General features: G+C 39.5%; 20 protein-coding genes. 9 read left to right on the top strand and 11 right to left on the bottom strand.

Annotation, left to right across the window (positions count from 1 at the left end; genetic code table 11):
- Positions 1-27: 27 nt before the first annotated feature.
- Entirely contained in the window at positions 28-996 is a 969-nt protein-coding gene (locus tag CVD27_RS18960; protein ID WP_101649469.1) for an ABC transporter substrate-binding protein, read from the top strand.
- Positions 997-1,237: 241 nt separating this feature from the next.
- On the opposite strand, the gene CVD27_RS18955 is transcribed toward CVD27_RS18960, so the two are convergent.
- Together CVD27_RS18955 and CVD27_RS18950 are read right to left on the bottom strand one after the other, a co-directional pair.
- The gene (locus CVD27_RS18955) at positions 1,238-2,407 is read right to left on the bottom strand and encodes an FtsW/RodA/SpoVE family cell cycle protein (RefSeq protein WP_101649468.1); all 1,170 of its coding nucleotides are present in this window, start codon (positions 2,405-2,407) and stop codon (positions 1,238-1,240) included.
- A 94-nt stretch (positions 2,408-2,501) separates the two neighbouring features.
- Positions 2,502-3,269 carry a DUF4931 domain-containing protein gene (locus CVD27_RS18950; protein WP_101649467.1) on the bottom strand — a complete coding sequence of 256 codons (768 nt, stop codon included), beginning with the start codon at positions 3,267-3,269 and terminating at the stop codon, positions 2,502-2,504.
- Between the two features lie 170 nt (positions 3,270-3,439).
- Here CVD27_RS18950 and CVD27_RS18945 point away from each other — a divergent pair, with 170 nt between their 5' ends.
- On the top strand, positions 3,440-4,222 hold the full coding sequence (locus CVD27_RS18945) for an undecaprenyl-diphosphate phosphatase (protein ID WP_101649466.1): 783 nt from the start codon (positions 3,440-3,442) through the stop codon (positions 4,220-4,222).
- A 32-nt stretch (positions 4,223-4,254) separates the two neighbouring features.
- On the opposite strand, the gene CVD27_RS18940 is transcribed toward CVD27_RS18945, so the two are convergent.
- Positions 4,255-4,920, bottom strand: coding sequence for an FMN-dependent NADH-azoreductase (locus CVD27_RS18940; protein ID WP_101649465.1), 666 nt, complete (start codon positions 4,918-4,920; stop codon positions 4,255-4,257).
- Between the two features lie 236 nt (positions 4,921-5,156).
- Between CVD27_RS18940 and CVD27_RS18935 the strand changes: the two genes are divergently transcribed.
- The 5 genes from CVD27_RS18935 to CVD27_RS18915 all read left to right on the top strand — a co-directional run bounded on the left by CVD27_RS18935 (position 5,157) and on the right by CVD27_RS18915 (position 9,393).
- Positions 5,157-6,095, top strand: coding sequence for a substrate-binding domain-containing protein (locus CVD27_RS18935; RefSeq protein ID WP_101649464.1), 939 nt, complete (start codon positions 5,157-5,159; stop codon positions 6,093-6,095).
- Positions 6,092-6,958, top strand: a complete 867-nt coding sequence (locus tag CVD27_RS18930) for a substrate-binding domain-containing protein (protein WP_101649463.1) — start codon at positions 6,092-6,094, stop codon at positions 6,956-6,958. Before CVD27_RS18935 ends, CVD27_RS18930 begins: the two co-directional genes overlap by 4 nt.
- Before the next feature lie 71 nt (positions 6,959-7,029).
- Positions 7,030-7,728 (top strand): ABC transporter permease, encoded by a 699-nt coding sequence (locus CVD27_RS18925; RefSeq protein ID WP_101649462.1) that lies wholly within the window; start codon positions 7,030-7,032, stop codon positions 7,726-7,728.
- Complete coding sequence (locus CVD27_RS18920) at positions 7,725-8,504, top strand: ABC transporter ATP-binding protein (protein ID WP_101649461.1); 780 nt, start codon at positions 7,725-7,727, stop codon at positions 8,502-8,504. Before CVD27_RS18925 ends, CVD27_RS18920 begins: the two co-directional genes overlap by 4 nt.
- A 127-nt stretch (positions 8,505-8,631) precedes the next feature.
- Positions 8,632-9,393, top strand: a complete 762-nt coding sequence (locus CVD27_RS18915) for a (S)-benzoin forming benzil reductase (protein WP_101649460.1) — start codon at positions 8,632-8,634, stop codon at positions 9,391-9,393.
- Positions 9,394-9,422: 29 nt separating this feature from the next.
- Here CVD27_RS18915 and CVD27_RS18910 read toward each other — a convergent pair whose 3' ends face one another.
- Both CVD27_RS18910 and CVD27_RS18905 read right to left on the bottom strand, forming a co-directional pair.
- Entirely contained in the window at positions 9,423-10,796 is a 1,374-nt protein-coding gene (locus CVD27_RS18910) for an ATP-binding protein (RefSeq protein ID WP_101649459.1), read from the bottom strand.
- Positions 10,774-11,484 (bottom strand): response regulator transcription factor, encoded by a 711-nt coding sequence (locus tag CVD27_RS18905; RefSeq protein WP_180960353.1) that lies wholly within the window; start codon positions 11,482-11,484, stop codon positions 10,774-10,776. The genes CVD27_RS18910 and CVD27_RS18905 overlap by 23 nt, the downstream gene beginning before the upstream one ends.
- A gap of 615 nt (positions 11,485-12,099) precedes the next feature.
- On the opposite strand from CVD27_RS18905, the gene CVD27_RS18900 reads away from it, so the two are divergent.
- A complete protein-coding gene (locus CVD27_RS18900) occupies positions 12,100-13,461 on the top strand; it encodes a sensor histidine kinase (protein ID WP_101649458.1) in 1,362 nt (453 codons plus the stop codon).
- A 217-nt stretch (positions 13,462-13,678) separates the two neighbouring features.
- On the opposite strand, the gene CVD27_RS18895 is transcribed toward CVD27_RS18900, so the two are convergent.
- The 6 genes from CVD27_RS18895 to CVD27_RS18870 all read right to left on the bottom strand — a co-directional run bounded on the left by CVD27_RS18895 (position 13,679) and on the right by CVD27_RS18870 (position 20,134).
- Positions 13,679-15,535 carry a PAS domain-containing sensor histidine kinase gene (locus CVD27_RS18895; RefSeq protein WP_101649457.1) on the bottom strand — a complete coding sequence of 619 codons (1,857 nt, stop codon included), beginning with the start codon at positions 15,533-15,535 and terminating at the stop codon, positions 13,679-13,681.
- A gap of 259 nt (positions 15,536-15,794) precedes the next feature.
- Positions 15,795-16,019 carry a spore germination transcription factor GerE gene (gene gerE / locus CVD27_RS18890; RefSeq protein ID WP_007087335.1) on the bottom strand — a complete coding sequence of 75 codons (225 nt, stop codon included), beginning with the start codon at positions 16,017-16,019 and terminating at the stop codon, positions 15,795-15,797.
- Between the two features lie 165 nt (positions 16,020-16,184).
- Positions 16,185-16,769: a class D sortase gene (locus tag CVD27_RS18885; protein ID WP_101649456.1), complete on the bottom strand. Its 585-nt coding sequence runs from the start codon at positions 16,767-16,769 to the stop codon at positions 16,185-16,187.
- 165 nt (positions 16,770-16,934) lie between these two features.
- On the bottom strand, positions 16,935-17,699 hold the full coding sequence (gene sdhB, locus CVD27_RS18880; RefSeq protein ID WP_101649455.1) for a succinate dehydrogenase iron-sulfur subunit: 765 nt from the start codon (positions 17,697-17,699) through the stop codon (positions 16,935-16,937).
- A gap of 21 nt (positions 17,700-17,720) precedes the next feature.
- On the bottom strand, positions 17,721-19,472 hold the full coding sequence (sdhA, locus tag CVD27_RS18875; RefSeq protein WP_101649454.1) for a succinate dehydrogenase flavoprotein subunit: 1,752 nt from the start codon (positions 19,470-19,472) through the stop codon (positions 17,721-17,723).
- Between the two features lie 50 nt (positions 19,473-19,522).
- Positions 19,523-20,134 (bottom strand): succinate dehydrogenase cytochrome b558 subunit, encoded by a 612-nt coding sequence (locus CVD27_RS18870; RefSeq protein WP_101649453.1) that lies wholly within the window; start codon positions 20,132-20,134, stop codon positions 19,523-19,525.
- Positions 20,135-20,558: 424 nt separating this feature from the next.
- On the opposite strand from CVD27_RS18870, the gene CVD27_RS18865 reads away from it, so the two are divergent.
- Complete coding sequence (locus CVD27_RS18865) at positions 20,559-21,029, top strand: YslB family protein (protein WP_101649452.1); 471 nt, start codon at positions 20,559-20,561, stop codon at positions 21,027-21,029.
- The last annotated feature ends 5 nt before the right edge of the window (positions 21,030-21,034 follow it).

Below are 21,034 nucleotides of genomic sequence, written 5' to 3'. Positions count from 1 at the left end.
ATTTATTCAAGGGGGATACATAAACAAATGAAAGCAATCAAAATGATTTTCTCTATCTTCTCTCTCATGGCGATATTTTTATTAGCGGCATGTGGCGGTACAGATGAGAAAACAACGGAAAAAAGTGAAGCACCAAAGACAACGGAAGAAAAAAGCTATACGGTGGAACATGCGATGGGTTCTACTACGATTAAAGGTACACCGAAACGTGTCGTCATTCTCACAAACGAAGGGACAGAAGCTCTTTTAGCATTAGGAGTGAAACCTGTCGGCGCTGTTCAATCGTTTACGGGTAATCCCTGGTATAAGCACATTGCGGATAAAATGAAAGGCGTAAAAGTGGTTGGTCTTGAAAGTGAAGTAAATGTAGAAGCAATCGCTGCTTTAAAGCCGGATTTAATTATTGGGAACAAAATGCGTCAGGAAAAAATTTATGATCAGTTAAGTGCGATTGCTCCGACTGTTTTTGCCGAGACACTTCGCGGTGATTGGAAAGAGAACTTTAGATTATATGCTAAGGCACTGAATAAAGAAGAAAAAGGGAATGAGGTCATTCAAAACTATGATTCTCGTGTGGCTTCTTTGAAGAAGGAGCTTGGGGATAAAACACAGATGAAGGTCTCGATGGTTCGTTTTATGGCTGGTGAGGTTCGCATCTATCATAAGGATACTTTTTCTGGTGTGATTTTAAATGATTTAGGTTTTGCCCGTCCGGACAGTCAAAATGTGGATGATTTTGCAGAGAGAAATGTGACAAAGGAACGAATTCCAGCGATGGATGGAGATATCCTTTTCTATTTCACCTATGATACGGGGGATGGCAAAGGTTCTGAATTGGAAAAGGAATGGATTGCTGATCCTTTATTTAAGAACTTGGAAGTAGCTAAGAAGGGCGAAGTGCACAAGGTAAGTGATACGATTTGGAATACAGCGGGCGGTGTGCTTGCAGCCAATCTGATGCTGGATGATATGGAGAAGATCTTTTTGAAAAAATAACCTGTTGTAGTAGGGCTGCCCTTTGTGGCGGCCTTTTTGTTTGCATTTTATGGGAAGCGGTCTCGGTCTGAGATGGATTCCGCGCTTTTTGGTTGGATTTCCGCGGCTTTTTCTCATTTTTCCGCACGAATTCAAATTAATCCCGCGTCCTTTTCAAATTTTTCCGCGTGAATTTAAAATATTTCCGCCCCAAACCACTTTTTCCCCATCAAAAAAAGAGCGAACCATTGTCCGCTCTTTTTTAAGCCGTTGTCGAAAACATATACTTTTTATAATGATAACGAATCGAGAAGATTAATCCCAGGGCCATCATGTTCCCCATCAAGGCACTTCCCCCGTAACTGATAAATGGAAGCGGGATACCGGTAATCGGCAGCACGCCGATAGTCATACCGATATTTTGGAACACGTGGAAGGTAATCATACTGATGACACCAACACAAATGTACGTATAAAAATTATTCTTCGTTTCCATACCAACCTTTGTAATATGGTAAATCAATAAGAAAAATAAACTAATTAACACACTAGAACCAATAAAACCATATTCCTCACCAACGACGCTAAAAATAAAGTCCGTTTGGCTTTCAGGCAGATAGACCTCACGATTGCCGAAGCCCTTACCGCCTGTTTGTCCAGAGCCAATGGCCAGGAGCGATTTCGTCAACTGATAAGCATCCGAACCCTGATAGCTATAAGGATCAAGCCAGGAATAAATCCGGCGGAGCTGATATTCCCCAACCCCAAGATACTTTTCCAAAACATCCGGACTCCACAAAACAAAATAAAAGATCGTACCAATAACTAAAATTCCGAAAGTAAATATTGGCACTAGGATCTTCCATGATATTCCGGAGATAAAAATCATTCCAAGCAATATAGACAAAAATACAAGCGATGTCCCTAAGTCTTGTTTGATGATCAGTCCCAACGGAACCATAGTAACGATACCCATTTTAATTAAGAGCCAGAAATCAGTTTGAATCGATTTAACCGGATTTTTTAAGTGATGCTGTTCAATCGTCCGTGCAAGACCTAAGATGATAAAGATTTTAACAAACTCAGATGGCTGTAAGGAACCTATCCCTGGTACTTTAAACCAGTTTTTAGCTCCGTTAATGACCGGTGCGATACTCGGAGGCGCGACAATTAAAAAGGCTAACAAGAAGATTCCAAATCCGTATGCGTACCAGGTTAATTTTTTCAATTGGTCCGAATCAAGCGTCATGACCATTGTGATAATGCCTGCCCCAACCACATACCAAACGATTTGCTTAATTAAAAAGTTCTCCTTATATTGCCCGCTCGCTTGAGCACTATAAATGGCGAAACAGCTCGCTAGAAAAAGCAGGATTAAGATAAAAACTAGGCTGTAATCAAGTTTTGAAGTTGTATTGCTATTTGAAGTCATATTTGATCGTTCCACCTTACAAAAAACTTGTCCATTCCTCCATTATATTTTGAAAAACGACAAATCTCAACTTATAACCGGCTGCTGGTTTAATTTACATGATGGAAAAATAAATCCTTCTTACCTCTTTTGCCATCCATTCCAGATTACTCGGGACCTGAGGAATGCCGTATCCAATATAAAGCGGGGTGGTCACAAAGCGAGAGACAATTTTTGCGTAAATTCTATCGTCCAGGTGATGAAAAAAAACATTATAGCTTGTGGCCTTAAATGGAAAATGATTCAAAATATAGTGAACGGACTTTTGAATATACTCGGCAAACTCCTCCTTATACCCATAATCCCCCATTTCGACATTAAATTCATAGAAGCCTACACGCGGCTTTGTGGATAATGTAAACCGGACACCATTGTTCTCAGCAATTAGAAGACCCTCAAACATATCATGTGTGGTCTTTTCTCTATAATCAATATCATGTAACCCAACAATCTGCATATGTGGATGGGCAATGGTCCCTCCGGACAGCGGTCCATGATTTTTGAAAAAGATGACTGATCGATATTGGCCTGTTTGCTCCATCTCTAACCAAGACCTCAGGCCAAACTGAATCAAGCGATGAAGATGCTCTTTTGAATACGTCGATAAATCTCCATGGCAATCGTCTGTTTCAATTAACACCGTTTGATAAGCATTTTCCAGCACTGGGTATTTATTTTTCAAAAGAATAATTGGACCGTCCACCTCAATCAGGTTTGTAAGCTGGTCTCTTTCGCAAAATGGACAGGCTTGATTTTTGTTCCGGATATTTTCCGGCTTCTTGACTCCGATAGTCGTATTAAAATGAAGATGAGAATTTTCCAAAGCGAGTTCTCCTCCCAGGCAAGTATATTACTATTTTATGGGAGAGGACGTTCCGTTTGCACTTATTTTGATTGAATGCGCTCAACTTTTCTTTAACCTATTTTCATTAATTAGTAGATTTCTGCATATTTTAGTACAGGCTTATATTTTTTTAGATTGAGAGGGAGCGTATGTTAACCAAATTTGAAGCATTTATCCTCGGCATTATCCAAGGTCTAACGGAATTCTTGCCAATCAGCAGTACGGGGCATCTTTACCTGGGGAGAAATTTATTCGGCCTGCAAGAAGCAGGGCTTTTACTTGATACGATGCTGCATGTCGGGACACTACTGGCTGTATTTGTTTTTTATAAGAATGAATTTATTAGTATTCTCAAGAAACCCTTTAGTAAATTAACCTTTTTATTGATTATCGGTACGATACCCGCCGTTCTTTTTGGATTAGCTTTTAAAGATTATATTGATGAAATTTCGAAGACAGGGGTAACCATTGGATGGGAGTTTTTAATTACTGGATTATTCTTGTGGCTTGCCGATTCTGCAAAAAATGGCTACAAGAAAATGGACGATATCAGCTATAAGGATGCATTGATTATCGGTACCTTCCAGGCGGTTGCCATCATGCCGGCCATTTCTCGTTCAGGTATGACCATTGTTGCAGCGCTTTGGAGAAAATTAGACCGGGAAACAGCCGCTTACTTTTCCTTTCTTCTGTCGACTCCAGCGATTGCCGGGGCTATTGTCCTGCAGACCAAGGATTTACTAGAAGGACAGGGTGAAGCGATTTCCCTTTCCGCTTTACTAGTTGGTATTATTGCCTCTGCCCTTTTCGGTTACGTAGCGGTAAGATGGATGATCGGCTACTTGAAAAACCATTCCTTAAAACCTTTTGCGATTTATGTGTGGGCATTGGGTATCCTAGTACTTTTCTTTCAATTCACTGGCAAGTTTTAAAAAAATGCGACTCAACGATGAGTCGCCTTTTTTTAACCTATGGTAACTGTTCCTTTTGCCATTTCTCTCGCAGCTTCGGCGGCCTGTTCTTTTGCTTTTGCCATAATTTCCGGAATTTGCTTCGGAAAATGATCCATGCCTTCTGCTACAACTGTATCCAGGCTTTCGAAACCAAGGAATTGGAACACCTTGCGCAAATAACGATCGCCAAATTCGAAATCAACCATTGGACCAGAGGAATAAATACCGCCTCGTGTTTGAATATGAATGGCCTTTCTTCCGGTTAACAGCCCTTTAGGACCCTCTGGTGTGTTGGTAAAGGTTTTTTCAACGATAAACAAATTATCAATAAACTTTTTCAAAATAGATGGAGCACCGAGATTCCAGATTGGTGTCACAAACACATAATAATCAGCAGCAATAAAACGATCGGCCAGCTCATGCATTTTTTCAAGCTTCGTCCGTTCCGCTTCTGATAATTGCTCTTTTGTATAGCCCATAAAGGATAGTTTAGCGCGTGCGTATAAAAGGTCCATGTCAATATCAGGGATGTCCATATTATATAAGTGCCAGCGTTCCACTTCTACATCTGGCTGGGCAGCCATAAACTCCTCTAAAAATACTTCCCCGATTTGCATTCCTTTGGATAGTTTTATATCATTTTTAGGATTTGCCGTAATATATAAAAGTTTAGACATTTACATCCCTTCCCTTAACCTGAAATTTTCCTTCCAATACCATACTACATCAAATCATCTTGCTCACGAATGAACAAAAAGTGACGATTGTGACCAATTAGTGAATTCCACCCTTTCATTTGAACAATTCATGACAAATACAAATAAAACTAAACGAAACTTTACAAATCTTAACAAAAGTCACATCTGTTATGCTATGCTTTTTATAAAATGAACTGGTAAAAGGAGGCGAAACCATGGACGAACGGGCTTATACTCCCGATGAGGTAGCGCAAATCTTTCAAATCTCTAAGCATACCGTATATGAGCTGATCAAAAGGGGGGATCTGCAAGCCTTTAAGATAGGAAATAAAATGAGAATCGAGCATGCTGAACTGGAACGTTATAAAGAAAGCATGAAAGCACCTGCTAAAAAAAGTACAGAGGCCCCAAGCATAAACTTTATGCCCCCGGCACCCATCCGTCTTTCAGGCAGCCATGATTTTCTTGTCGAACATTTTGCCAAACAATCTGGAAGCGCTTTAAATATGCATATTCAGCCTTCCTTCATTGGCAGTTTGGAAGGTTTAATGATGCTTTATCGCGGCCAATGCGATATTGCCGCGATACATCTATTAGATCCGACATCACAAGAGTATAATCTGCCATTTATCCATCAGCTCTTTGTCTACGAAAATATTGCGGTCATGAGATTTGCTGACAGAGAACAAGGCTTCATTGTCGCAAAGGGCAATCCCAAGAGTATCTTGGATTTCACGGATCTTACTAGAAATGATGTCCAGTTTGTGAATCGCCAAAAAGGAGCGGGAACAAGATTTTTACTAGATAGCATGCTTTCAAAATTTGGAATTAACCCAAGTAAAATTAACGGCTATGGAAAGGAAGAATGGAACCATTTATCTGCTGCTTCCTACATAAATCGAGGCAACGCTGATGTAGCGTTCGGTATTCAATCCGCCGCCAGTCACTTAGGACTGGATTTTGTGCCAGTCACACAAGAAAAGTTTGATCTTGTTTTTCGTTTTACAGCTGAAAACAAGCAAAATTTAATTGATTTAATCCAGTATTTACAGTCTTCCAGCTTTAGAGAGAGTCTAACAGATTTAGAAGGCTACTCCATTCAAGATTTAGGGAAAATTATCTATCAAACTAGTCAAACGGAGGAACTTGTATGAAGACCAATCGTTTATTTATGGTGTTTTTTGCTTTAATGCTTCTAGTTTTATCAGCTTGCGGAAATACCAATACAAAGGATACGGCTGCAAAAGAGAAAAAGACTGCAGCAAAACCGGCCCCAACGGAAATGATTCTTGCTACTACTACTAGCACACAAGACAGCGGCTTACTGGATGTCATTATCCCTATGTTTGAAAAGCAAAATAATGTAAAAGTGAAAGTCATTGCTGTTGGTACGGGTGAAGCATTAGCAATGGGTACGAAAGGCGAAGCGGATGCCCTTCTAGTTCATGCTCCAGCAGCAGAGAAGGCTGTCGTTGATGCAGGTGATGCCATTAACTATAAGCGCGTGATGTACAATGATTTTGTCCTTGTGGGACCAAAGGAAAACCCAGCTGGCGTCAGCGGAGATGATATTGTTGCTGCTTTTAAAAAATTAGCTGAAACAAAGTCAACCTTCATTTCACGCGGAGATGATTCTGGTACAAATAAAAAAGAGCTTGCCATCTGGACAACTGCAAATATGAAACCGGCAGGCAATTGGTATGTTTCCACCGGACAAGGAATGGGACAAACCTTACAAGTAGCGGCTGAGAAAAAAGGGTATGTCTTAACTGACCGTGCAACATGGCTTGCCCAATCAAAAAATCTGGATACTCTACAAATTGTGGTTGAAGGCGGCAAAGATTTAATGAATATCTATCATGTGATGGAAGTGAATCCTAAAAAGCATGATAAAGTGAATAGTAAAGATGCTGAAAAGTTTGTAGAATTTATGGTAGATTCAAAAACACAAGATGTGATCGAGAACTTTGGTAAAAAAGAGTTTGGCAGATCCTTATTTATAAAGTATACGGAATAATAAAACTTTGCATGGCGGGCACTCAATGCTTTTAGCCCGCCTCTCGTTTAACTTCTTCTGGGGGCAGATTTATGGACTTACTACTAGACGGAATAAAAAAAGCAATCGAAATCATTCTTTCCGGCGATCAGGAAGTGTTAGAGATTACTGGTTTGACACTAAAAGTCTGCCTCCTTTCCATTCTAATTAGTACCATAATTGGATTGCCTCTCGGAATTTTTCTAGGGTTAACTAGATTCAAAGGACGTAAATTATTACTAGTTTTCATTAATATTGGGTTAGGCCTGCCCCCAGTGGTAGCCGGGCTTTGGATTACAATGCTGCTATGGCGCTCCGGTCCATTAGGGGATTTTTCCTTGCTCTATTCACCGACTGCCATTGTCATGGCACAAATCTTAGTCAGCCTGCCGATCGTCACAAGCCTTACCTGTACAGCCTTTCAGCAAATCAGTGATAAGATGCTCCTGCAAATTAAAGCCCTTGGTGCAACAAGAATACAGACCTTGTTCATTCTTATAAAACAATTGAAAATGGCAATTCTAGCGGCAATCATGGCTGGTTTTGGCCGGGTGATTGCCGAGGTGGGTGCTGCGATGATGGTAGGCGGCAATATTCAAGGAGATACACGAATTTTAACCACGACCATCGTAATGGAAGTCTCTAAAGGCAACTTTGATATTGCCCTGGCCCTTTCGTTTATTTTATTATCTGTTGCCCTAATGATCACGGCAGCATTAACATTTTTACAGCAAAGGAAGCGAATATCATGAACCCGTTAATTGAGCTAAAGAACATGACTTATCAAGCCCAGCAAAAGACAATTCTTGATATCCCTTCCTTTGAGATTTACAACGGTGAATTTCTCGGAATTATGGGGCCAAACGGAGCTGGGAAAAGTACATTACTTAAGGTTCTTTCTTTTCTCGAGAAACCATCCAGCGGCGAGATTTTATACCGGGGTCAAACTGTTCTGAATGGCCAAGCACCAATGGAATTACGCAGAAGGTTTTCGGTTGCCCTCCAGCAATCCCTTCTATTAGAAGGTACGGTGTTTCAAAATATCGCGATCGGTTTAACATTGAGAAAGACTCCCAAACCGATGATCAAAGAAAAAGTAGCTCATTGGCTGGAGCTGTTTGACATTAGTCATTTAGCGAAAAAAAATGCCCTCTATTTATCTGGCGGTGAAGCGCAGAGGGTTAATCTTGCGCGCGCCATGATTGTTGAGCCGGAAATTCTTTTTCTGGATGAACCTTTTTCTGCACTAGATTTTCCTACAAAGATTCGTCTCATGGAAGATTTCAAACGAATTATGGAGGAAACAAGAACTACCGCTGTGTTTGTGAGCCATGATTTGATGGAGATTCATTATCTTACCAATCGGCTTTCCATTATTGTTAATGGCCAGGTGAAGCAATCTGGACCCACCCCTCTGGTCCTCGAACATCCTAACGCTTCCACTCAATCCTTCCTAAATGAGTGGAAAAAATTCTTGCCCGCATTAACGGGCAGTTCCTTTAAAGAAGAAAAAGTGTTAAAAGGTTAATGCAAAAAGGTGGCAGGCAGTTCTATTGGGAGCTGCTTTTTTAAATTACTTCCAAATTTGCTTAATAGTTTTATGAGGAATAAAATAGATTATATACATATTAAACTGCTTTCAGGGGGAGTTTTCCATGAAGTATGCAATCATAACCGGGGCTTCTAAGGGCTTGGGAGAAAGTATTGCGAAACGCCTTTTACAGGAGCAAATTGCGGTAATCTCTGTTTCCCGGACAGAAAATATAGAGTTAAAAAACCTTGCTATTGAAAAGGGAATTGAATTTAAACACGTTTCTTGCAATCTCTCACTTGAAAAAGAAATTCAAGAGGTTTTTATGGAGATTGCTCACTGCATTTTCGAGAAAAATCCAACTGAAATCCTTCTATTTAATAATGCAGGTGTGATCGAACCAATTCAAAAGGTAGGAAACTTAGACCAAACCCCAATTATCCGAAATATAAAGGTCAATCTTATTGCACCCATTTTGATTACTAATTTGTTTTTAAGCCAAGCGCCTTTAACGAATACAAAAGTAACCGTTATCAATGTTACATCAGGTGCTGCAATCCGCTCGTTTGAGGGCTGGAGTGTGTATGGCAGTTCTAAGGCAGGGTTAAATATGTTTACCCAAACGACGGCCATTGAACAGGCAGATTTGAAAACAAAGAATGTCATTATTGGATTTAGTCCAGGTGTGATGGATACCGGCATGCAGGAAACAATTCGTTCAACTTCCGGGGATGCCTTTAAAGAACTAGAAAAATTTAAGGAATATAAAGAAAAGAATTTGCTGCTAGAAACCGACACGGTTGCTCAACGCTTAGTTGAACTGGTTTTAAGAGGAAACCCGGAAAGCGGCAGGGTATACCATATCAAGGAATTATTAGAATCTTAGAAAAAAGGCCGTCCGTTGATGAGCGGCCTTTACCCTTCCTGCGGGAACCATAAGGTAATGCTTGTTCCCTTATTTAACCGGCTCTTTACTTTAATTAATCCTTTATGGGCATCCATTAAGGCCTTAACAATGGAGAGCCCGATTCCGACACCGCCTGTTTTTCTATCACGGGATTTGTCTCCCCGGTAAAAACGTTCAAAAATATGCGGGATATCTTCTTCATCCATCCCTGAGCCCTCATCTTGAATTTGAAACCCAACATATCCATCTTTATCTGTTACGACTGAAATGGTCACATTTTTCCCTTCCGGCGTATATTTTAAGGCATTATTAAGAACATTGGATAATATTTGCATTAGGCGGTCTTTATCGGCCTCAAACATTTCTTCCTGGGCTGTTTCTTCAATTTGAAGACCGACACCCTTTTCTTTAAAAATAGGCAAAAACATTTCCCATAATGCGGCTAGAACACTTTCTGCCTCTAACTCCATTTTTTCCAGTTTTATTTGAGGATTCTCTGCGGCAAGCAGCTTTTCTAATTCATTTACTAGCCTCACTAACCGCATCAGCTCTTCATGGCTTACTTGCAAGCGTTGCGGCGTTGGTTCCCAAATCCCATCCTGGAAGGCCTCAATTTGACTTCTCAATGTGGCAAGCGGCGTCCGCAGTTCGTGCGCGAGGTCGCCTGTAAATTGTTTTCTTAGCCTTTCTTCCTTTGCTAATGATTCCGCCAAATTATTAAACGAGACCGCAATCTGTCTGACCTCTGTTGGCAGACCTGATAAAGGAATGCGGATGTCAAGATTATGCTGCTGCAGTTCGCCTGCTGCAAACGAAAGCTTCTTTAACCCAGCGGTTAATTTTTTTGAAAATAACATACTAAAGATGATGGCTAAGAAAATCGTTAAACAAACGGCTGCAAGGATATACAATTGAATCGTCTGAATAAAGGTGTATTCATCATCAATGAGACCTTCAGGGTAAATAGCGACCAATTTGCCGATTACAGCTTGATCTACCTTTAATGTGTAAGATTTACTGTGCCATTCTTCTCCACTAGGCTCCGGTTCGGTTAATCCAAAACTATTTAACATTCCACGGATACTAGACGTATCCATCTGCATCTTTCCAAACCGATCATACAATCGAAAATACAGCTGATCCGTCATCGCATTTTCATGCAGCAGTCCATACACCGGATCACTAGTAAAATGGCCATTTTTTCGATAGTCCTTCTCAATTTCCGTAATAATTCTATCAATCTTCTTTTCACGGTTCCGGTCTAAATAACTATTAAAGCTTTCTTCAAATCCGTACTGAATAAAAAAACTGACAATTACGATTCCAATCATGGAGATGAGGACTAGATAAAAAAGAATTTTAGACCGGAGCGTTTGCAGCATCAAGGACCCCTCCAAATTTATAGCCCATTCCAAAAACAGTGACAATAAAGTCAGGCTGCCGCGTATCCAGCTCTATTTTTTTTCGGAGGTTTTTAATATGCGTATCGACACTCCGTTCGTAGCCCTCATAATAAATGCCTTCATCTTGTATCTTTTCAAGCAAATCCATTCGGCTGTATACACGGCCGGGATGGACGGCCATATTGGTTAATAATTTATATTCAATCGGGGTTAATGTGACATATTCTCCGTTAACCGTTACTTCCTTTTTGTCTAAATCAATGGCCAGTTTTTTATCGTTAAATTCAAGGCGTTCGACCTTCTCTGCTTTTTTCACTCGTCTAAGGATCGCTTGTACGCGAACGACGACCTCCCTTGGACTAAAGGGCTTGGTTAAATAGTCATCGGCCCCCATGACAATCCCGTTAATGCGATCATCTTCAGCAGATTTCGCTGTAAGCATAAGAATAGGGACATCCGACTCTTTTCGCACCAGCCGGCATACCTCTTCACCAGAAATATCAGGCAGCATGAGGTCTAGAATAATCAAATCAGGTTCGATTGTTTTCGCTTTTTTCAAAGCATCTATCCCATTATTGGCACTATGAATTTCATAGCCTTCTCTCTCTAAATAAGCTTCGAGGACTTCTACTATTCTTCGTTCATCGTCCACTAATAAAATCTTCATGATATCATCACTCCCCATATCCTTACTATATCATCTCGGGTCTGTGATTTTTGTAACTTCACAAATTCACCACAACTTCTTCATAACATCTTCAATCTTTTTAGCTAGGATAAGGATGTAAAGAGGAGATAGCACTTCGAACTCCCCAAAGTTTAGGTTATCTTCCCTTTATCGATAGAGTTCATGGTTTTTCAGCCATCTTACTCATCCCAAAATTAACCTCTCTACTATACAAAGGGTGTCCCTGCTGCAGGGACACCTCATTTTTTTATTTTTAAGGCTTTGTTAAAGGACATTAATGAGTAGTTAACTATGTTGATTGGAGCTTGGGGTACGGAATTTTGCGGGTGTACGGAGAAGGAGATCCTCCTCGGATTGCTAGTGGAAGCAAGCTTCGAATATTAGGATATGATCTTATCTGTCGTAACTTCCAATTCTTTGGCGCTTCAGGGGTTTAGAACCGACCTTATTTGTCTACCCACTCGAATCTTTTTCCCGCTTCCTGTAAATACATCTTTAAAATTAAAAGAGTCTTTTTTTTAAAAAATTAGCAACAAAAGGATGCATTCCTAAGGCCCTATATGTAGTATTCTTGAGAGGTGAGGTGCTGAGACTATGAATAAGATATCTTTTAAAATAGGTCTGCTTTTCTTCCTGGCTATCTGTGTGTTAGAGGGCATTTCTATGTTTGTATTACACAATAATATCATCCATTCCCGAGTCCATGAGGAACTATCAGCGCTCCAGACGAGAGGGAATAATCATCGTGATGTCCTAGAGGCTTCCTTTCACGACGATACGGTGATGCACATTGCTATGATGGAAGCCCGAACCGATACCCAAGTTGTTTTAACAAGGCCCGATGGCTCCATCTATATGTCATCCAATAAGGTGACAGATGAAATGAAAAACATTATGAAATCTAAGCCTAAGAAGGTCCCGCACGAAGGGCTAATCCTTGAAGAGGACTGGAAAAATGCGACTAACATTGCTTCTATTAGTCCAGTGGTAATCGATAAGAAGATTGCCGGTTACGTATATATGTTCCAAACGACACAGAAAATTAAAGATTTAATCGCTGGATTAAACCAGCACTTCTTACTTGCAAGCCTGCTTTCACTCCTATTTATGATGATTATTATTATTTTTCTTACTAGGGTGGTGACACACCCGCTCATTCAAATAAGTGAGGCAACCAAACGGATCAGTAAAGGGGAACTGTCTGTCTCTCTTCCTAAGCTAGGGAAGGATGAAATCGGTGATCTGGGTGAAGCCATAAAAGTTTTAGCCAATGACTTAGAAATTTTAAAAAATGAACGAAATGAGTTTTTAGCAAGTATCTCTCATGAGCTTAGAACACCATTGACCTATATTAAGGGATATGCCGATATTGCCCGACGGGAAGATACGATTAAAGAAGACAAAGATAAGTATTTAGAAATTATTCATGAAGAGTCTGTGAAGCTTTCTAAGCTAATCAAAGAGTTGTTTAATTTAGCGAAAATGGACGAAAATTCGTTTTCAATCGAGAAAGAAAACGTTCATCTTCTCCCTTTTTTTCAAGCGATTATTGAAAAAGTAGCACCCGCCCTAAAGGAAAATGAAATGAGTCTTGTGTTAGAATGTGCTGAGAATCTTTATGCTCCTATTGACCCCGTCAGGTTTGAACAGGTCATCATAAATTTGCTGGAGAATGCCCGTAAATATTCTGAGCCAAATACGAATATTACGGTTTCTGTATTTGAGTCCGAAGGAAAAATACACATGAAGGTTCAAGATGAAGGAAAAGGGATACCTACAGAAGATTTACCCCGGATATTTGAGCGTTTTTACCGGGTGGATAAATCGAGGACCCGTTCACTTGGCGGTTCAGGTCTAGGGCTTTCGATTGTTAAACAGTTAGTAGAGGCACATGGGGGGACAATTGAGGTAATAAGCAGCCCTAATGTTGGGACTATTTTTGATATTATAATATAAGAAAAGCGCAAGCGCCTTGATCAGCCCCGACAAGCATAAGACGAGCCGGCCGAAAGGTTGCTTTTTAAACCTTTTGGACGGATTGGCTGTAGACCATCGAGGGGCTAGGCGCTGAAGCTGGACAATTCTCAAAGTCGAAAATTTTTTTACTTTCTTATCTCATAAAAAAACCGGCATCCTGCTAAAGATGCCGGCTTTTCTATCATTCTAAGTCTTATTAATGAAGCCTTACACTTGCAATCGGCAATAGCACTTCAATCATTGTCCCTTGCTGATCGCTCCAAATGTTGATTGTTCCACCATGGTTTTCAACTATTTGTTTTGAAATCATAATGCCGAGTCCCGTACCATCTTCTTTTGTAGTAAAGAAAGGTTCTCCGACACGTTTTAAGATTTCAGGCGGCATTCCATATCCAGTATCCTTAAAAAAGATCTTCACCATATTACAACCGTACTGCTTTACTTCCATAGTGATAAACCCGCCTTTAGGCATCGCTTCAACTGCATTTTTTAAAATATTAATAAACACTTGTTTTAGCTGGTTCTTATCACAATTAATCGTAAAGTTATGATAATTAAAGATCGTTTCGATTTGAATCCCGTTTATAACAGCCTGAGTTTCAATTAACGTCTTGACATTCTCTAAAAGGGTGATGAGATCGACTGCTTCAAATTTTAATTCATGTGGTTTAGCTATGACTAAAAGCTCACTAAGGATTAGTTCAATCCTGTCCATTTCAGATTGAATAATATCAAAGTAAGACTTATTTCCGTCATCTTCTGTCTCCATTAACTGCAGAAAACCTTTGATGGCTGTCAGCGGGTTTCGTACTTCATGAGCAATGCCCGCAGCTAATTGTCCCGCTACATTTAATTTTTCTGAATTTACAAGCAGTTCATGTGTCTTTTTCCGTTCCGTTACATCTCGTATAATTATATGTCTGGCAAATGTATTTTCATAGAAGGTCGGAATGCCTTTTACTTCCGCCACAAAAGTTGTTCCGTCTAAACGCAGCAATTGATACTCAATAAATTCGGTGATAGTCCCTTTCGCCACCATTTCCCCTCGCTCTTTAGCCATTTCGAGAAAATTCGGATGGATAATTTCACTCAAGGACCTGTGCAGAATATCCTGTTTATTCTTCGCTCCAAACAATCTAGCACCGGTTTCGTTTATAAAAAGAATCTCGGAATCTTTTGCAATAATCACTGCATCTGGTGAATGCTCTACTAAATCGTGATAGGTCTCTTCACGTCTTTTTGCTTCTTCCTCCACCTTTATGCGATCTGTGACATCTCTAATGACACTGACAATTTCTAACACGTGAAGTGTATCATGAGCGATGATCGGTTTACAAAGTGATTCCACCCATAAATATTCGCCGTTTTTTTTCTGAACACGATAGCAGTCTCGTCCACTTTCTTGGGTGTCGAGTACTTGTTTTCGGCTCTGATAGGCTTTTTCGACATCATCAGGATGGACAAACGATAATAAATTTTCCTTCATTACTTCATCGGGATCATAGCCAAGAATATATTCACAGGAAGGAGATACGTAAACAATTTCTCCTTGCAAATTCGTACTGACGATAACATCCAAAATATTATCTGTTAAAACACGCTGCATCTCTTCGATTTTTCTTATTTCTTCTTTTTTTCTTTTTAAGTCCGTTATATCTTTCCCAATTGCGCTGACTCCAACGATTTGGTCATCTTCACAAATGGGAATAAAGGTTATATTTAAATCAAGAATTTGTCCGATTTTAGTGATGATCTTCGTATCAAAGTTTGGGAACCGACCTAATACCGCATTACTGAAATGATGAAATACCTTATTAATATGGTCGATTGGAAAAAGAAATTGAAGTCTTAACTCGTCCGCTTCCACTTGTGAATAGCCTGTTAAATGTTGGAATGCCGGATTTGATTGAACTACATGTCCTTCTATATCCAATACAAAAATACTATCTTCGTTGTCTGAAAATAGTGTCTTATATCTTCTGTGATTTTTTTTCAAATATTCGATTAAAAGCAATCGCTTTTCACTTTTAATAGCTTCAACAGGACTGTTCATCTTTCTCTTTCAGTTCCTTTCTCCCCTTACTAATTACATATAATATCCACTTTAAATTTAATTGTAAGTTTTACTGATAAAACTTTCAATATATTTCTACTATTTTCCATTAACTTATGTTATTGAGCTAGACTATCGATAAAGAAAGGACCCCTTATGCCTTCCCATAAAATCTGGAAGGATTTCTTCCGTTTTTATTTTTCTACAAAAACATTTTTAAAAAAATGAACCGGCTCCCAATATGGAAGCCGATCATCATTTATAGTTCTAGCTCTCCCATACGAAGGAGCTCTACAACAGCTTGTGAACGCCCCTTAACACCAAGCTTTTGCATGGCATTTGAAATGTGATTCCTTACTGTTTTTTCGCTTATAAATAATTCACCAGCGATTTCTTTCGTTGTTTTATCTTGTACTAATAATTCGAATACTTCTCTTTCACGTTTGGTGAGTAATGGCTTGTGATTATAATCATTCTCCTTCAAGTATTGTAACCCTCCTTGCCTTCGCCAGTAATGTATCGTGGGATGGGTATATATTTAGTCACCATATCTTATGTAAACGATACAAATGGAGTGACTATATTTCCTGCAAGGAGTTTGTTTTTTCATAAAAAATTTGAAAATTATTCCTTTTTCTTTCGTGATAATTTAGTGACGAATCAATTTTGCATAAACAATATATCGTTTTGGCGCATTTCCGACATAATGAAAAGGATAACATGTTGTAAGAATTAGTTCTTCTTGCTGTTTTTGCAGGGTAATGATGCTCTTATCGTTTGATTTCACAATTTTTGTATGAGTAATTTCGTACGTATAATTTCCATTAGGCATTTGCATCTTTAACTGATCCCCCAATTTTAACTCGCCTAATTTGCGAAAAACAGTGTCCCGGTGGCCTGATAATACAATTTGCCCTTTATCACCTGGAAAATATGAACCTTTGTAATGGCCTACACCCTTTTCTAAATCATCAGGATCTGTCCCTTCCACGATGGCTAATTCCGCTTTAATTTTTGGAATCACTAACACACCAACTGTATCACCTGTATTAGGAGATGCAGCATGCTCTTTATTCTTTTTAACCTCAGCTGTGGTCTGTTTTCTGCTAACTAATTCCTTTGCTTGAGCCAGTGCCGTATGGGATTGTACCTTTGAATGAACATATTGCCAAAGACCAATGCCCAACAGAATAAAACCGGTCAGAATAATCAACAGGGGAAGCTTTTTTTTCACCTTAAATACCTGCCTTTAATAGATCATTTGTCTAAGTATATCAAAAAGTTACAAAAAAGAACTATTGAAACTTTTGGCTTTTAAAAATTAAAAGCAGAAACCCTTAAAACAGCAAAACCTTCTTTCCTGTACAGAAAAGAAGGTTTTAGTAAGACACTATAATTTTTAGTAACTGGTATCGCTGCCGAAGAAGTTTTTAAATGCTTGCATAGTTGCCGCACGGTTAACTGCAGCAATAGAAGTGGTAATTGGAATCCCTTTTGGACAAGCCTGAACGCAGTTTTGAGAGTTTCCGCAGCCCTGCATACCGCCATCCTCCATAAAAGCATTTAAACGTTCTGCCGCGTTCATTTCGCCTGTTGGATGTGCGTTAAATAAACGAACTTGGTTAAATACAGCAGGTCCCATAAAGTTTGTTTTGCTATTCACATTTGGACAAGCCTCTAAACAAACACCGCAAGTCATACATTTAGAAAGCTCATATGCCCATTGGCGTTTTCTTTCAGGCATCCGTGGACCTGCACCTAAATCATAAGTACCATCAATCGGAATCCACGCCTTTACCTTTTTCAATGAATCAAACATTCTGCTTCTGTCCACTGAAAGGTCACGGACAACTGGGAATGTTCTCATTGGAGCTAAGCGGATTGGCTGCTCTAATTGATCAACCAATGCCGAACAAGATTGACGAGGCTTCCCGTTAATAACCATTGAACATGCACCGCAAACCTCTTCAAGGCAGTTCATTTCCCAAGTGACCGGAGTGGTCATTTTCCCTTGTGCATTTACTGGATTTTTACGTATTTCCATCAATGCCGAAATAACGTTCATATTCGGACGGTATGGAATTTCGAATGTCTCCTCATAAGGAGCAGCATCTGGGCTATCTTGACGAGTAATGATAAATGTTACCTTTTTATTTTCAGACATGTTTCCCTACTCCCCTTTCTATTAATGTTTTGTTGTGTAATCGCGCTTCCTTGGCTTAATTAACGAAACGTCGATCTCTTCGTAATGGAAAGCTGGAGCAGTTTTAGAATCAACGAATTTAGCCATCGTAGTTTTCATGAATTCCTCATCGTTACGCTCTGGGAACTCAGGTTTATAGTGAGCACCTCGGCTCTCATTTCGGTTATAAGCACCAATTGTAATAACACGAGCCAATTGCAGCATGTTTTGTAATTGTCTTGTAAATGCTGCCCCTTGGTTGCTCCATTTAGAAGTGTCATTAATATTGATGTTTTGGTAACGTTCTAATAGTTCTTGGATTTTTTCGTCTGTTTGTAAAAGCTTGTCATTATAACGGACAACCGTTACGTTATCAGTCATCCATTCTCCAAGCTCTTTATGAAGTACATAAGCATTTTCGGTACCATCTAAAGACATAATATCATTCCATTTTTCTTGCTGTTCTTTTACATGACGGTCAAATACAGTAGAAGAAATGGCATCTGAACTCTTTTCAAGTCCTTCGATATATTTAACAACATTTGGTCCTGCCACCATTCCGCCGTAAACAGCTGATAACAAGGAGTTTGCACCAAGACGGTTTGCACCGTGCTGTGAATAGTCACACTCACCAGCTGCAAATAAGCCTTTGATGCTTGTCATTTGATCATAATCAACCCATAGTCCGCCCATTGAGTAGTGAACCGCAGGGAAAATTTTCATTGGTACTTTACGTGGATTATCGCCCATGAATTTTTCATAGATTTCAATAATACCGCCAAGTTTTACATCAAGTTCATGTGGATCCTTGTGAGATAAATCAAGGAATACCATGTTTTCTCCGTTGATACCTAGCTTTTGACGTACACATACATCAAAGATTTCACGTGTAGCAATATCACGAGGTACTAGGTTTCCGTATGCAGGATATTTTTCCTCCAAGAAGTACCAAGGTTTTCCATCTTTATATGTCCAAATACGTCCGCCTTCCCCACGAGCTGATTCACTCATTAAACGAAGCTTGTCATCCCCAGGAATGGCCGTTGGGTGGATTTGAATCATTTCACCATTTGCATAGTAAGCCCCTTGCTGATAAACGATGGAAGCAGCTGATCCTGTATTAATAACAGAGTTAGTTGACTTTCCAAAAATAATCCCAGGACCACCAGTCGCCATGATCACAGCATCAGCAGCAAATGATTTAATTTCCATTGTCTTTAAGTTTTGGCACACAACACCACGGCAAACTTCTTCGTCATCTAGAACCGCACCAAGGAATTCCCAGCCTTCATACTTGGTTACCAATCCATCCACTTCATGGCGGCGCACCTGCTCATCTAGTGCATATAGAAGCTGCTGGCCTGTTGTTGCTCCTGCGAACGCTGTCCGGTGATGCTGTGTACCGCCGAAACGACGGAAATCTAATAAACCTTCAGGAGTACGGTTAAACATAACACCCATCCGGTCGAAGAGATTAATAATACCTGGTGCTGCATCACACATCGCCTTAACAGGCGGCTGATTCGCTAAGAAATCTCCGCCATAAATGGTATCGTCAAAGTGAATCCACGGGGAATCACCTTCACCTTTTGTATTTACCGCTCCATTAATACCACCTTGGGCACAAACAGAGTGAGAACGTTTAACCGGAACTAGAGAAAAAAGCTCTACCGGTGTTCCTGATTCTGCAACTTTGATAGTAGCCATTAAGCCTGCAAGACCGCCGCCGACTACGATCACTTTACCTTTACTCATTCGTGACTCACTCCCTCTAATCCAAATACAATTTTTCCGATACGAATCTATTAAGATACAAATGCTATTAATGTTTGAATACTAATAAATGATAGAATGACAAACACACCGATTGTCACATAGGTTGTAATAACCTGTGAACGAGGTGATACGGTAATACCCCAGCTGACTAAGAATGACCATAAGCCATTAGCAAAGTGGAAAATAGCTGAGAGAATTCCTACTAAATAAAAACCAAACATAAATGGTGATGATAAAATATCATGCATCATGTCATAGTTGATTTCAGTCCCAAAGGCCGCCGCCACACGTGTTTCCCATACATGCCATGCAATAAAGATCAATGTAATGACGCCTGTAATACGCTGCAATAAGTACATCCAGTTACGGAAAGTACCAAACCTTTTAACATTGCTAGTACCTGTAAAAGCAATATAAAGTCCATAGATTGCATGATATAACAATGGTAAGTAGATAAGTACCGTCTCTAGGACAATCTTGAAAGGCAGATTCCCCATAAAACCTGCAGCCTTATTAAAGGATTCAGGTCCCCCTGTGATAAAATGGTTGACTACAAGATGCTGTGTCAGGAATAATCCAATCGGAATAACTCCTAGTAATGAGTGCAATCTGCGATTAACAAACTCTCGATTACCCGCCATTATTTTTACCCCCCTTTTAGTTTTCAAAAAATGTTGTTTTACAGCTTCCTTTTTATTCCCTTACGATTACTTAATTGTCCCCTCTGTGACAATTATGTGACATGTTCATTTTACTCCCATCATTTGAGAGCGTCAAGAAAACGGATACAGATTCTTAATCAAAAATATAAAATTTTTAAAATATATTGATATTATAATAGACCTTTATAACAGCTATATTTTATAGCCTCTTGTTATGTAATACCACCATATTCTTCAATGGATTTCCAACATCTAACTGTTAGTTATTATTTGCAATAGGAAATAATAATTATGATAAGAAATAGGATTAAATATTGCACAATAATATATTTCTTCAAGTAAAACTCTAATGAAATTCGCTTCAAATTGTATATAATAGAATGATAGAAAGAGGGGAAACAAAGTGAAAGAAAGTACAGTCGTCGATGTAAGTATTAACACAGCTGAACCAAACACACCGGAACCACGCACTATATCGATATTTGGATATGAATTAATCAGGGAAATCCTTTTGCCTGAGATCCTTGGTAAGGATGCACCAGAAATACTCTATTGGGCCGGTAAACGGCTCGCGCGGACCTACCCATTAACAAATTTTGATGAAGTCATCACCTTTTTCAATAATGCTTCATGGGGCCAGCTGGAAATTAAAAAAGAAACCAAGAACGAAATGGAAATTGAATTGTTAAGCCCTTTGCTTGTATCTCGAGTAAAATCAAAGGCTGAGCACTTCTTTCAGCTTGAAGCAGGCTTTCTTGCCCAGCAAATGGAACTTCAACAAGGAGTTATCGCTGAAGCCTTCGAGCACCCAGTTAAAAAATCAAACAAAGTACTATTCACCGTAAAATGGGACATAAAAGACTCCGTCAAGTAATCTAA

Origin of the sequence: Neobacillus cucumis (genome assembly GCF_002860255.1) — a bacterium.
Classification (GTDB): Bacteria; Bacillota; Bacilli; order Bacillales; family Cytobacillaceae; genus Neobacillus; species Neobacillus cucumis_A.
The sequence above is the reverse complement of the archived record's forward strand: the minus strand, read 5'-3'. Positions and strand labels throughout refer to the sequence as shown.